The sequence below is a fragment of the Streptomyces olivochromogenes genome (assembly GCF_001514115.1).
In the GTDB taxonomy this organism is placed as follows: Bacteria; Actinomycetota; Actinomycetes; order Streptomycetales; family Streptomycetaceae; genus Streptomyces; species Streptomyces olivochromogenes.
Genome location: NZ_KQ948452.1, coordinates 101,645 through 114,422 on the forward strand (window position 1 = coordinate 101,645; position 12,778 = coordinate 114,422).

The window sequence follows — 12,778 nt, forward strand, 5'->3', positions numbered from 1 at the left end:
GCACTTCGCCGGTCATTAAAAACTCTCCATGGTTCGACTCCGCGCGTCTTGACGGCCCTTGACTCCGGGCAAACAATCACCTCGACATTCCGCGATCGCCTTTGCCGTTCCTGTGCCGAGCCGATATTCGCAAACGTTCGACATTTCGACCGGGAATGGTTCGGTATTTCGATCGAACGATGTCCGGTATTTCGACCGGATACCCGCACTGTCCTACCAGGAACGGAAGAGGTGCATTGTGTTACCAGGATCGTCGCGCCCGAGAAGCGCCGTGCTGGCCGTGCTGTCGGTGCTGGCGGCCGTCGTCGCGCTCGCCGTCGGCACCCCGGCGGCCACCGCCGCGGGATCGCTGCCCTGTGACGTCTACGCCGCCGCGGGCACGCCCTGTGTCGCCGCGCACAGCCTCGTCAGAGCGCTCTACTCGTCGTACAACGGCTCGCTCTACCAGGTGCAGCGCGCCTCCGACAGCGCCACCGCGAACATCGGTCTCCTGGCGGCCGGCGGGTACGCGAACGCGGCGGCACAGGACTCCTTCTGCTCCGGTACCACCTGCATCATCACCAAGATCTACGACCAGTCCGCGCGCCACAACGACCTCACCGTCGAGGGCGCGGGCGGGGCGGGCGCGGCCGACGTCGGGGCGCCGGCGGACGCGCTGCCGGTGACCGTCGGCGGCCACCAGGTCTACGGCCTGGAGATCTCGGCCGGCATGGGCTACCGGGACAACTCCACCTCGGGTGTGGCCACCGACGGGGCGGCCGAGGGGATGTACATGGTGACCTCCGGCACCCATGTGAACGGCAGCTGCTGCTTCGACTACGGCAACGCCGAGACCAACAACAAGGACACCGGAAACGGCCACATGGACGCGATCAACTTCGGCACCGAGTGCTGGTTCTCGCCCTGTTACGGCCAGGGCCCCTGGGTGCAGGCCGACCTGGAGAACGGCCTGTTCCAGTCGGACTCCGGCTACAGCAAGAACACGTCGAACACCGGCACCGGGTCGATGCCGTTCGTGACCGCTTTGCTGAAGAACAACGGTCAGGACCATTTCGCGCTGAAATACGGAAACGCCCAATCGGGCGGCCTCACGACCACTTATTCCGGGGGTGAACCCACCACCAGCGGTTACTCGCCCATGCATCAGGAGGGCGCGATCGTCCTGGGCACCGGCGGCGACAACAGCAACGGCTCCATCGGGTCCTTCTTCGAGGGCGTCATGACCTCGGGCATCCCGACGGACGCCGCCGACGACTCCGTCCAGGCCAACATCGTCTCCGTCGGCTACGGCGGTGCGACCGGCAGCACCGGCTCGCTGACGGCCGGGTCGGAGATCTCGCTGCGCGCGACCACCTCGTGCTGCACGACCGACTACATCCGCCACCAGAACAACGCGGCGGTCATCTCGGCCATCACGTCGAGCAGTTCGACGCTCGACAAGAGCGACGCCACCTGGATCGTCCGCAGGGGCCTCGCCGACAGCTCCTGCTATTCCTTCGAGTCACGGAACTACCCGGGCGACTTCCTGCGCCACTACAACTTCCAGCTCTACCGGCAACCCATGTTCGGCACCACGCAGTTCAGACAGGACGCCACGTTCTGCGCCGGGACCGGCAAGAGCGGGACGGGGACCTCGTTCGCGTCGTACAACTACCCGACGAGATACCTCCGGCACTACAACTACAACGTCTACATAGCGAGTGACGGCGGCTCGAACACCTTCGACAGCGCCACCTCGTGGACGGACGACGTGAGTTGGGCGGTCACGGCTCCCTGGGCGCCGTAGCCACCGAAGAGGACGCCAGGTCCGCCGCCTCCACCGGGAGTTCGGCGGTGACCGTGAAGCCGCCGCGCGGCGACGGGCCGGCCCTGAGCGACCCGCCCGCCGCCGCGAGGCGTTCCGTCAGGCCCTTCAGACCGGTGCCGCCGATGCCCTCGGCGGGACCGGTCGCGGAGGCGCCCGTGCCGACGCCGTCGTCCGTGACGGTCAGGCGGACATGGCCGCCGAGTACGCCCGCGACGGTGATCTCGCAGCGGGTCGCGCCGCTGTGCCGTACGACGTTCGTCACCGCCTCCCGGACGACCCAGCCCAGCAGGGCCTCGTTCTGCGGGGTCAGCGGGGCGCCGGACTGGCGGACCACGGGGTCGACGCTCGCCGCGGACAGGGCGGAGCGGGCCCGGTCCAGTTCCGTGGTGAGGCTGCCCTCGCGGTAGCCGGTCACCGCCTCGCGGATCTCGGTCAGCGCCTGCCGGCCCACGGACTCGATGTCCGTGATCTGCGTGAGGGCCGCGTCCAGGTCGCGCGGGGCCAGCCGGCGGGCCGCCTCCGACTTCACCACGATGACGGAGAGCGTGTGGCCGAGCAGGTCGTGCAGGTCGCGGGAGAAGCGCAGGCGTTCCTTCTCCACGGCACGGCGGGCCAGCTCCTCACGGGCGGCGCGCAGCTCCCGTACCGCCTCGGAGAGGGAGAGGATCGCGGCCGTCACCATGGTGGACAGGAAGGTGCCGTACGCGACGTTCACCGCGTCCCAGCCCGCGCGGACGAAGGAGACCACCGCCGCGAGCGCGGTCAGGCCGAGACCGATCTGACCGAGCCGCGGGCCCCGCAGCACCGCGCCGGTGGCCAGGCCGAGGAGCGGGAAGAAGTACAGCCAGCTGCCGCCGTACCCGAGGGCCAGCCCACAGGTGACCAGGCCCATCAGGACGAGCGCCACCTTGGTGGAGCGGGCCTCGCGGGCCTCCTTCACGAAGGAGCGGAACGTCACGTAGATATAGAGGGAGTTGAAGGTGAACAGACCCAGGCCGCCGATCCAGGGGTTGGCGGTCTTGCCCTGGAGGAGGTTGGAGAAGGAGCCCATCCCCATCAGCAGCCACGGCAGCAGCGCGAAGCCGGTGGGCGGCGGGCCCGGGTTCTCGGGCATCTTCCCGCCGCTCTTGCGGGCGGCCCGCTGCTCGGCCTTGAAGCGTTCCATGTCGGCCCGCCAGCGCGTCCGCGCCGCCCGCCACTCCTTCACCTGGCAGGTGACCTCTCGTATCCAGGACATGTCCCCGCTCCCCCTTCGGACGTTCCGCTTCAGATGGTCCGCGCGGCCCTGCGGTACGAGACCACAGCGTACGAACCGAAGGCCAGTAGCCAAGCCGTGAGAACCGCCACCGCACCGAGCGCCGGTGCGTCGCCTCCGGCGACGGACGCGCCGAGCTGGGCGATGCGGTTCGTGGGGGTGAAGCCGGACAAGGACCGGAGCCAGCCCGGGAAGAGCGCGAGCGGGAACCACAGACCGCCGACCACCGAGAGCCCCAGGTTGCACACCATGTTCGCGACGCCGGTCGTCTGCGCGGTGAGCCGGTAGCCGTTGCCGAGGCCGAGCAGGGTGAAGGGTATCGAGCCGAGCCACAGCAGCACCGCGACCGCGGCCCACTGCCAGACCTCCAGCCGTACGCCGTTGACCAGGCCGCCCGCCGCCAGCACCGCGGCGATCGCGGGCAGCACGGTCACCGAGCCGGTCAGCGTCCGCCCGAGCACCACCTCGCGCGGGGTCATCGGGGTCACCCGCAGCTGCCGCAGCCAGCCGATCCCCTTGTCCTCGGCGACCCCGCCGCCGGTGTTCAGGGCCGAGCCCACCGCCCCGTACGCGGCCATGCCGATCATCGAGCCGGTCTTCCAGCCGCCGTCACTGGCGCCACCGAGGTTGGTGAACAGGAGGTACATCATCACGGGCATCGCGATACCGCCGATGACGAAGCCGGCGTCGCGTAGCGTCCGGCGCACTTCGAGGCGCAGATAGTCCAGCATCACACCGTCTCCAGGTAGTCGAGCATCACACCGTCTCCAGAACATGCGAGGTGAGCGCCATGAACGCGTCGTCCAGGGACGCGGGGACGACCTCCAGGCCGCGGATCGCGCCGAGCTCGGCCAGCGCGAGCACCGTCGCGTCCGAGTCGTCCGTGCGCAGCAGGGCCCGGTCCCCGCGCACCTCCACCGACACCACCCCGGGCAGCAGGGTCAGCCCCTCGGTGCCCCGGCCCGCGAGGTCGAAGGCGACCAGGTTGCCGCCCACCGACCGCTTGAGCTGCTCGCCGGTCCCGTCGGCGACGAGCCGGCCGTGGTCGATGACGAGGATCCGGTCGGCGTGCGCGTCGGCCTCCTCCAGGTAGTGCGTGGAGAACAGGACGGTGTGGCCACGCCGCGCATAGGACCGCATCGAGTCCCAGAACGCGCGCCGCGCCTCCACGTCCAGCGCGGCGGTCGGCTCGTCGAGCACGATCAGGTCGGGGTTCCCGGCGAGCGCCATCGCGAACCGCACCCGCTGCGCCTGTCCGCCGGAGAGCCGGTCGACGCGCCGCCCGGCCAGATCCGCGATCCCCGCGAGCTCCAGCGCGTCGGCGACCGGGAGCGGCGCGGGATAGCGGCCCGCGACGAAGGAGACCAGCTCACGGACGGTCACACGGGGCACCGGCCGGGTCTCCTGAAGCATCGCGCCGACCCGCCCGGCGCGCACCGCCGCCGACGGGGGGCCGCCGAAGAGCGCGACCGTCCCCTCGTCCGGCTCGTCCAGACCGAGCAGCAGGGAGATCGTGGTCGACTTCCCCGCACCGTTGCGCCCCAGCAGCGCCACCGTCTCGCCGCGGCCGATCTCCAGATCCACCCCGTCCACGGCGCGCACCGTGCCGAACGCCTTGACCGCCCCCGTGAAGGACACGGCGCGCTCTGTCCCACCTGTCTGTGTCATGCCTGAGACGGTACGAACCCGCGGCCCTCGCCCGGCAGATGCGCTTGTACGGACTCCGGCAGGACAAATGTCACGGCCGGGCGAACGGACCATTGACCTGACAGGGCGTCAGGAGCCTTCACAACTGCCGAGTGCTGGGCTATACAAGGGTCGCCGGACTGGAACGCGTTCTAGATCGGCCAGTGTCGACCTCGGTGCGGCCGACGGTGCGGACGGCCGCACCGAGGTCTTTCGCGCTACTGATCAGGAGCCCCATGCCCATCGACGCCGCCAAGGCCCTCGCCGCGGAACCCCGCAGCGGTGAGATCACCTGGGACCGCAAGGACGTCCAGCTCTACCACCTCGGCCTCGGAGCGGGCGTCCCGGCGACGGATCCCGACGAACTGCGCTACACCCTCGAATCGAAGCTGCACGTCCTGCCGAGCTTCGCCACCGTCGCGGGCGCCGGTTCCCCCGGAGTGATCAGCGGCCTGTCCATGCCCGGCGTTGACGTCGACCTCGCCCGCGTCCTGCACGGCGGCCAGACCATCGCACTGCACCGCCCGATCCCCGTCGAGGGCAAGGCCCAGGCCACCGGGCGGATCGCCGCCGTGTACGACAAGGGCAAGGCTGCCGTCCTGGTCATGCGCACCGAGGTCGCCGACGCCGAGGGACCGTTGTGGACGAACGACGCCCAGATCTTCGTACGGGGAGAGGGCGGCTGGGGCGGCGACCGCGGCCCCTCCACCCGCCTCGAGGAGCCCGCCGGTGCGCCGGACCGGACCGTCGAGCGCCCGATCCGCGAGGAGCAGGCGCTGCTCTACCGGCTCTCCGGCGACTGGAACCCGCTGCACGCCGACCCCGAGTTCGCCAAGCTCGCCGGGTTCGACCGGCCGATCCTGCACGGGCTGTGCACGTACGGGATGACGCTCAAGGCGGTCGTCGACACGCTGCTCGGCGGGGACGTGGCGCGCGTCCGCTCGTACACCACGCGCTTCGCCGGGGTCGTGTACCCGGGGGAGACCCTGCGCATCCGTATGTGGCGGCGGGAAGGCAGCGTCCGGGTGGCCGTGAGCGCCGCCGAGCGGGAGGACGCGCCGGTCCTCGCCGACACCGTCGTCACGCACTCCTGAGCTCAGCCCGTCAGTGATCAGCCCGTTGTCGAGGGGAGCCGCACCATGCGCGCAGCCGTACAGCACGAGATAGGCCAGGACAAGCTGGAAGTCCTCGACGACATCGAGGCGGTGGGCTTCGGGCCGGGCAAGGTGCGGATCCGGGTACGGGCCACCGGCCTGTGCCACTCCGACCTGTCCGCGATGAGCGGCGTACTGCCGCAGCCCGCGCCGTTCGTACCCGGCCACGAGGGCGCCGGGGAGATCGTCGAGGTCGGCGAGGGCGTCACCCACCTCAAGCCCGGCGACCGGGTCGTCGTCTGCTGGCTGCCCGCCTGCGGCGTCTGTCCCGCCTGCAAGCGCGGCCAGAGCCAGCTGTGCCTGGCCGGATTCATGAACGCAGGCACGCCCAACTTCAGGCGCCCCGGCCAAGACGTCTTCGGCTTCGCCGGTACCGGCACCTTCACCGAGGAGGTCGTGGTCGACGCGGGCTCCGCCGTGCCGATCCCGGACGACGTGCCCTTCGACATCGCGGCCCTCATCGGCTGCGGAGTGACGACCGGCCTCGGCGCCGCCCTCAACACCGCGGACGTGACGGCCGGTTCCTCGGTCGCCGTGATCGGCTGCGGGGGCGTCGGCATCTCCGCGATCCAGGGCGCGCGCCTCAAGGGCGCCGCCGAGATCGTCGCCGTCGACCCGGTCGCCTCGCGCCGGGAGGCCGCGCTGCGGTTCGGCGCGACGAAGGCGGTCTCGCCCGACGAACTCCCCGGCGCGAAGCAGTCGGTGACCGGCGGCGAGGGCTTCGACTACGTCTTCGAGGTCGTCGGCCGCTCCGCCACCGCCCGCACCGCCTACGAGAACACCCGCCGCGGCGGCACCCTCGTCATCGTCGGCGCGGGCGCCATGGACGACTTCCTGCAGCTCAACATGTTCGAGCTGTTCTTCGACGAGAAGCGGATCCTGCCGTCCATGTACGGCGGCGGAGACGTCCTGCGGTCCTACGAGCGGACGATCGCCCTGTGGCGCGCGGGCCGCATCGACCTGGAGAGCCTGATCACCCACCGGGTGCCGCTGTCCGGGATCAACGAGGCCCTGGACCAGATGCGGACGGGAACCGCGCTGCGTACGTGCATCGAGATCTGACCCCCACGGCCGCTGCCACCTGACCCCCACGATCGCCCCCACGACCGCCGCCACGATTGCTGAGGACTTCGATGCCACTGCCACTTGAAGGGCTCGCCGCGATCGTCACCGGCGCGGGGCGCGGGCTCGGCCGGACCGAAGCGCTGGAACTGGCCCGCCTGGGTGCCGCCGTCGTCGTCAACGACTACGGGCAGCCCGGGCGGGACGGCTCCGGCGCGGCCTCGGCCACCCCCGCCGAGGAGGTCGCCGCCGAGATCCGCGCCGCGGGCGGCCACGCCCTCGCCCACACCGGGGACGTCTCCGACCGCGAACGGGCCCGCGAGCTGGTCGACCTGGCGACCGGCGAGTTCGGAAAGCTGGACATCCTCGTCAACAACGCGGGCATCCTGCGCGACCGGATGGTCTTCTCGATGTCCGAGGACGAGTGGGACTCCGTCATCCGCGTGCATCTGAAGGGGCACTTCAACACCACCCACTTCGCCTCCGTGCACTGGCGGGCGCGGTCCAAGGCGGCGGACGGGCCGGTGTACGGGCGGATCGTGAACACCTCCTCGGAGGCGTTCCTCGCGGGCTCGGCGGGGCAGCCCAACTACGCCGCGGCCAAGGGCGGCATCGTCGGGCTGACGACCTCGACCGCGCTGGCGCTCGCGAAGTACGGCGTGACGGCGAACGTCATCTGCCCGCGCGCCCGGACCCGGATGACCGAGGACGTGTTCCACGGGTTCGAGGTGCCCGAGCAGGGCCTCGACCCCCTCGCCCCCGAACATGTCGCGCCCCTCGTCGGCTACCTGGCCTCACCCGCCGCCGCGCACGTCAACGGACAGCTGCTCGTCGTGCACGGCGGCATGGTCGCGGTCGTCGAACGGCCGCGGGTGGCAGCCAAGTTCGACACCAAACAGGACGCCTTCACCTACGACGAACTCGACGCACTGCTCGGCCCGTACTACGCGGAGCGGCCGGCGGGGGAGACGTTCGCGGCGGCGGAGGTACTGGGACTCAAGCACGCCTAGCCCGCCCGACAGGGGCGGGTGTGCGGGCCGGGACAGGGAGCCCCACACGGAACGGCCCCGCTCGCGCCGAGCGCGAGCGGGGCCGTATCGCTGGTTCTGCTTACCGTCAGGCCGATGGGTTCTGCTGGTCGGACGGCTTGCGGTGGCGGCCGTGGGGGGTCGCCTCGTCGTCCCGGCCGGAGACCGGGCCGCGGTGCTTGCCGTGGCCTTCGTCCTGGACCGTCGCCTCGTGGGCGTCGGTGGCCGGCGGTTCCATGGTGCTGGTTTCGCTCATGTGGAAGTGTTCACCCCGTCAACAAGATCCTTCTTTGCAGCCGGGGGATTCTAACCGGTCGCTCAGGCGGGAACGGGAGCGGGTGACCTGTTCTCGCCCCCAGGCTCCCCTTCCGCCCGGAAGGCCTCGTCCTCCGGCGTCGGACGGGCGGAAAGGGGCCGCCTCTTCACGGGGGACTGTCCGCCCAGCGGTGCCTGTTGGAGGGGGACCGGGCGCGCCGCGGGCCGTTCCGGCGGAGCGGGTGCCTCCGCCGTCACCACCGCGGCGGGCGCCGTCACCTTCGTCACCCCGCACGGCACCGACCCCGTCGTGTACGGCAGTTGGAGGACCCCTTCCCTGGTCCACAGGCCCGCGCCCGCCAACCAGCCCTCCGGGGCCGCGAGATGGTGGACCTGGCGCTCGACCGGCCGCCACACGCCCACCCAGCTGCCGGCCGGGCCGTCGATGCACAGGGCCACCGCGCAGCGCTCCGGCGTCAGTACCTGCCCCGGCTGGATAGCGAACGGCGTCACCGTGCAGTCGGTGGCGCGCAGACAGTCGGGGAAGCGGATCGGCAGGGTGCTGCCGAGGACGCCCCAGCCGAGGCGGTCGTGGCCCGGGGACGGCGCGTCGGAGCGGACCAGCAGCAGTCCGCTGTCGGCGTCCGCGAGCAGCAGCCGGTCGTCGCTGTCCTCGGCGATCTGCAGCAGTGGCGTTACTTCACCGCCGCGCCCCAGGTCGACGACCACCGTCTTGGTGCGGCCGTCCAGGCGGCGGTCCAGGGCCAGCAGGCGCCCCGTGCCGTCCAGCCAGACCCCGCCCGAACAGCGGCCCGGCACCTCGGCCAGGTGCTCGGGCCCGAACGCCCCGCCCGCCACCAGCCACACCGCCGTGGAGTCACGGCCCGCGGTGAGGGCGTACGCGTGCTCCCCGTCCGGCGCGGGCGGCAGCAGCCACAGCCGGGTGTCCTCGTCGTGGCACTCCACCGCGCCGAGGAGCAGCTCCCCGGTGCCGGGCCCGGTCGGGTACAGCAGCGAGAACGTGTGCCGCCCGTCCGCGACGCGGTGGATCAGCACCCGCCCGTCGGACATCGGCATCACCTCGGTGCCGGGCTCCTCCGGCTGGTGGGACGGCAGCGGTACGGCGTAGGGCTCGGGGCCGTCCAGCGTCCAGCGCTCCGGGAACCAGCACTCGCCGTCGAGGGCGAGGCGGGCCGCGTAGGTTCCGTCCGCGGCGATCACACAGGTGGGGCGGGCGATCACATCCATGGGGCGGGCGGTCGCGTCCGCGGGGTGGGCGGTCGCATCCGTGGGGCGAGTGGCCCGCTCGTCCCCGGGTTCCGCCGCAGGCTCGGTGGCACAGGCCGTCATCGTTCGGTCACCTCCGGCGACGAAGCTAGTTTTCGCACGCACAGACGTGGGACCGGCGGGCGGGCGCTTCACACATAAGGGTGGCCGTCCCGCGATTCGCCTGAGGGAACGGGGACGCGTGTGCTGAACGGTGCGGGGAGAAGGGGATGAGGCCCGGATCGCCGAGGGCCGCCCGCCGCCGGGATCCCTGGTCGCGCACCCCGGGACCGGTCCGCGACCGGTGGGGCACCGGCCCGAGCCAGGTAGCCTTTCCCCGTGCCCCGTCTGTCTGAAGTCATCGCCGCGCTCGACACCCTCTGGCCCCCCGAGAGGGCCGAGGGATGGGACGCGGTCGGCACCGTGTGCGGCGAGCCCGACCAGGAGATCACCCGCGTCCTGTTCGCCGTCGACCCCGTGCGGGAAATCGTCGACGAAGCGGTGAAGCTGGGCGCGAACCTGCTGGTCACCCACCATCCGCTCTATCTGCGCGGGACGACGACGGTCGCGGCCGACACCTTCAAGGGCCGGGTCGTGCACACCCTCATCAAGAACGACATCGCGCTGCATGTCGCCCACACCAACGCCGACCGCGCCGACCCGGGAGTCAGCGACGCCCTCGCCGGGGCGCTCGACCTCCGGGTCGTACGGCCGCTCGTACCGGACCCCACCGACCCCGAGGGCCGCCGCGGCCTCGGCCGCGTCTGTGAGCTGGACCACCCGCTGACCGTTCGTGAACTCGCCGCGCGCGCCGCCGGGCGACTGCCCGCCACCGCGCAGGGCATCCGCGTCGCCGGTGACCCCGAGGCCCTCGTACGGACCGTCGCGGTCAGCGGCGGCTCCGGCGACAGCCTCTTCGACGACGTGCGCGCCGCGGGCGTCGACGCCTTCCTCACCGCGGACCTGCGCCACCACCCGGCGTCGGAGGCCCGCGCCCACAGTCCTCTCGCGCTGCTCGACGCGGCGCACTGGGCCACCGAGTGGCCCTGGTGCGAGCTGGCCGCCGCCCAGCTCGACGAGATCTCCGACCGCAAGGGATGGGGCCTGCGGGTCCACGTCTCCAAGACGGTCACCGACCCCTGGACCGCCCACGCGGCGTCCACCGAAACACCTAACGCAATGGGAGCCCCCAACTGAACGCCGCGCCTGCCGACCAGATCCGACTTCTCGACGTCCAGGCCCTCGACGTACGCCTGCAGCAGCTCGCGCACAAGCGGAGGTCCCTTCCCGAGCACGCCGAGATCGAGTCGCTGAACAAGGACCTCACTCAGCTGCGCGACCTGCTCGTCGCCGCGCAGACCGAGGAGAGCGACTGCGCCCGCGAGCAGACCAAGGCCGAGCAGGACGTGGACCAGGTGCGCCAGCGTGCCAACCGCGACCAGCAGCGCCTGGACTCCGGCGCCGTCACCTCCCCCAAGGACCTGGAGAACCTCCAGCGCGAGATCACCTCCCTCGCCAAGCGGCAGGGTGACCTGGAGGACGTCGTCCTCGAGGTCATGGAGCGCCGCGAGTCCGCGCAGGAGCGGGTCGCCGAGCTGACCGAGCGGACCTCCTCCGTGCAGTCGAAGATCGACGACGCGACCGGCCGCCGGGACGCCGCCTTCGAGTCCCTCGACGGCGAGACCGCCTCGGTGACGAAGGAGCGCGAGGTCGTCTCGGCCTCCGTCCCCGCCGACCTGCTGAAGCTCTACGACAAGCTGCGCCAGCAGCAGGGCGGCGTCGGCGCCGCGCGGCTCTTCCAGCGCCGTTGCGAGGGCTGCCGTCTGGAGCTCAACATCACGGAGGTCAACGACGTGAAGGCGGCCTCCCCGGACACCGTGCTGCGCTGCGAGAACTGCCGCCGCATCCTGGTGCGTACGTCCGAGTCCGGTCTGTAAGGGGCGCGGGGCGTGCGGGAGTTCATCGTCGAGGCGGACGGCGGTTCCCGGGGCAACCCGGGACCCGCGGGGTACGGGGCCGTGGTCATCGACGCGGCCACCGGGGAGACACTGGCGGAGCGTGCCGAGTACATCGGCATCGCCACCAACAACGTCGCCGAGTACCGGGGCCTGGTGGCGGGCCTGCGCGCCGCCCACGAACTGGACCCGGCCGCGCGCGTCCGGGTCCGGATGGACTCCAAGCTCGTCGTCGAGCAGCTGTCCGGCCGCTGGAAGATCAAGCACCCGGACATGAAGCCCCTGGCCGCGGAGGCGGCCCGCGTCTTCCCGTCCGACCGGATCACCTACGAGTGGATGCCGCGCGAACAGAACAAGCACGCGGACCGACTGGCCAACGAGGCGATGGACGCGGGCAAGCGGGGCGAGCAGTGGTCTCCGTCGGAATCGACGGCGGAACTGCTGACGCCGGGTTCTGCAGCGCCCCGAAAGGGGCGCGGGGAACTGCGCGACCAGCCACACGCGGCCCGCACTTCCACGACTTCCGTCTCCACCCCGTCACCCCGCGGCGAAGCCGCGAAGTCCGAAGACGACGCACGGGCCGCGCACAACGTGGCCACCCCGGCACCGTCGACCGGCTGGGGCTCGGCCCCCGACATGGGCGCCCCCACCACCTTCGTGCTCCTGCGCCACGGCGAGACCCTGCTCACCCCCCAGAAGCGCTTCTCCGGCAGTGGCGGCACCGACCCGTCGCTCTCGGACGTGGGCCGGGAACAGGCCGAGCGCGTCGCCGCCGCGCTGGCCGCACGCGGCACCGTCCAGGCGATCGTGGCGTCGCCACTCACCCGTACCCGCCAGACCGCCGCCGCCGTCGCCGCCCGCCTGGGACTGGACGTCGCCATCGAGGACGGCCTGCGCGAGACGGACTTCGGCGCGTGGGAAGGCCTCACCTTCGGCGAGGTGCAGGAACGCTACCCCGACGACCTGAAGACCTGGCTCGCCTCCCCGAAGGCCGAACCGACCGGCGGCGGCGAGAGCTTCGCGGCGACCGCCCGCCGTATCGCCACCACCCGCGACAAGCTCATCGCCTCCTACGCGGGCCGCACCGTCCTCCTCGTCAGCCATGTCACCCCGATCAAGAGCCTCGTTCGGCTCGCGATCGGTGCCCCGCCGGAGTCCCTGTACCGGATGGAGCTGTCCGCGGCCTCCCTGTCGGCGGTGGCGTACTACGCGGATGGCAACGCCAGCCTGCGCCTCTTCAACGACACCTCTCACCTGCGCTGAGCGACCTGGACCGGGAGGCCACCTGCGCTGAGCGACCTGGACCGGGA

At 71.6% G+C, this 12,778-nt stretch carries 12 protein-coding genes; 7 read left to right on the top strand and 5 right to left on the bottom strand.

Annotation, left to right across the window (positions count from 1 at the left end):
- The first annotated feature begins 271 nt into the window (after positions 1-271).
- Positions 272-1,786, top strand: coding sequence for an alpha-L-arabinofuranosidase B (locus AQJ27_RS06455; protein WP_235613460.1), 1,515 nt, complete (start codon positions 272-274; stop codon positions 1,784-1,786).
- Here the strand turns inward: AQJ27_RS06455 and AQJ27_RS06460 are convergent.
- The 3 genes from AQJ27_RS06460 to AQJ27_RS06470 are packed head-to-tail and all read right to left on the bottom strand — an operon-like array spanning position 1,764 to position 4,730.
- Positions 1,764-3,044 (bottom strand): sensor histidine kinase, encoded by a 1,281-nt coding sequence (locus AQJ27_RS06460; protein WP_067363138.1) that lies wholly within the window; start codon positions 3,042-3,044, stop codon positions 1,764-1,766. The two genes, AQJ27_RS06455 and AQJ27_RS06460, sit on opposite strands and share 23 nt — an antisense overlap.
- Before the next feature lie 29 nt (positions 3,045-3,073).
- Entirely contained in the window at positions 3,074-3,793 is a 720-nt protein-coding gene (locus tag AQJ27_RS06465) for an ABC transporter permease (RefSeq protein WP_067363141.1), read from the bottom strand.
- Between the two features lie 25 nt (positions 3,794-3,818).
- Positions 3,819-4,730 (bottom strand): ABC transporter ATP-binding protein, encoded by a 912-nt coding sequence (locus tag AQJ27_RS06470; RefSeq protein WP_067363144.1) that lies wholly within the window; start codon positions 4,728-4,730, stop codon positions 3,819-3,821.
- 254 nt (positions 4,731-4,984) lie between these two features.
- On the opposite strand from AQJ27_RS06470, the gene AQJ27_RS06475 reads away from it, so the two are divergent.
- The 3 genes from AQJ27_RS06475 to AQJ27_RS06485 all read left to right on the top strand — a co-directional run bounded on the left by AQJ27_RS06475 (position 4,985) and on the right by AQJ27_RS06485 (position 7,974).
- Complete coding sequence (locus tag AQJ27_RS06475) at positions 4,985-5,842, top strand: MaoC/PaaZ C-terminal domain-containing protein (RefSeq protein ID WP_067363147.1); 858 nt, start codon at positions 4,985-4,987, stop codon at positions 5,840-5,842.
- Between the two features lie 45 nt (positions 5,843-5,887).
- A complete protein-coding gene (locus AQJ27_RS06480) occupies positions 5,888-6,964 on the top strand; it encodes a Zn-dependent alcohol dehydrogenase (RefSeq protein ID WP_067363150.1) in 1,077 nt (358 codons plus the stop codon).
- 71 nt (positions 6,965-7,035) lie between these two features.
- Positions 7,036-7,974 (top strand): 3-oxoacyl-ACP reductase, encoded by a 939-nt coding sequence (locus tag AQJ27_RS06485; protein ID WP_067363153.1) that lies wholly within the window; start codon positions 7,036-7,038, stop codon positions 7,972-7,974.
- 106 nt (positions 7,975-8,080) lie between these two features.
- Here AQJ27_RS06485 and AQJ27_RS57260 read toward each other — a convergent pair whose 3' ends face one another.
- Together AQJ27_RS57260 and AQJ27_RS06490 are read right to left on the bottom strand one after the other, a co-directional pair.
- A complete protein-coding gene (locus tag AQJ27_RS57260; protein WP_167552110.1) occupies positions 8,081-8,248 on the bottom strand; it encodes a hypothetical protein in 168 nt (55 codons plus the stop codon).
- Positions 8,249-8,310: 62 nt separating this feature from the next.
- Positions 8,311-9,597, bottom strand: a complete 1,287-nt coding sequence (locus AQJ27_RS06490) for a hypothetical protein (RefSeq protein WP_235613459.1) — start codon at positions 9,595-9,597, stop codon at positions 8,311-8,313.
- A gap of 255 nt (positions 9,598-9,852) precedes the next feature.
- Here AQJ27_RS06490 and AQJ27_RS06495 point away from each other — a divergent pair, with 255 nt between their 5' ends.
- From AQJ27_RS06495 to AQJ27_RS06505, 3 genes are read left to right on the top strand one after another with little or no spacing between them, the layout of a single operon-like run.
- Positions 9,853-10,710, top strand: coding sequence for a Nif3-like dinuclear metal center hexameric protein (locus AQJ27_RS06495; protein ID WP_067363156.1), 858 nt, complete (start codon positions 9,853-9,855; stop codon positions 10,708-10,710).
- Positions 10,707-11,450, top strand: a complete 744-nt coding sequence (locus AQJ27_RS06500; RefSeq protein ID WP_067363159.1) for a zinc ribbon domain-containing protein — start codon at positions 10,707-10,709, stop codon at positions 11,448-11,450. Before AQJ27_RS06495 ends, AQJ27_RS06500 begins: the two co-directional genes overlap by 4 nt.
- Before the next feature lie 12 nt (positions 11,451-11,462).
- Entirely contained in the window at positions 11,463-12,731 is a 1,269-nt protein-coding gene (locus tag AQJ27_RS06505) for a bifunctional RNase H/acid phosphatase (RefSeq protein ID WP_067363161.1), read from the top strand.
- Positions 12,732-12,778 lie beyond the last annotated feature (47 nt).

Coding starts and splice junctions, on each gene's coding strand:
- AQJ27_RS06480 (WP_067363150.1), top strand. CDS start 5,888: ATGCGCGCAGCCGTACAGCACGAGATAGGCCAGGACAAGCTGGAAGTC.
- AQJ27_RS06460 (WP_067363138.1), bottom strand. CDS start 3,044: ATGTCCTGGATACGAGAGGTCACCTGCCAGGTGAAGGAGTGGCGGGCG.
- AQJ27_RS06465 (WP_067363141.1), bottom strand. CDS start 3,793: ATGCTGGACTATCTGCGCCTCGAAGTGCGCCGGACGCTACGCGACGCC.
- AQJ27_RS06485 (WP_067363153.1), top strand. CDS start 7,036: ATGCCACTGCCACTTGAAGGGCTCGCCGCGATCGTCACCGGCGCGGGG.
- AQJ27_RS06470 (WP_067363144.1), bottom strand. CDS start 4,730: ATGACACAGACAGGTGGGACAGAGCGCGCCGTGTCCTTCACGGGGGCG.
- AQJ27_RS06490 (WP_235613459.1), bottom strand. CDS start 9,597: ATGACGGCCTGTGCCACCGAGCCTGCGGCGGAACCCGGGGACGAGCGG.
- AQJ27_RS57260 (WP_167552110.1), bottom strand. CDS start 8,248: ATGAGCGAAACCAGCACCATGGAACCGCCGGCCACCGACGCCCACGAG.
- AQJ27_RS06475 (WP_067363147.1), top strand. CDS start 4,985: ATGCCCATCGACGCCGCCAAGGCCCTCGCCGCGGAACCCCGCAGCGGT.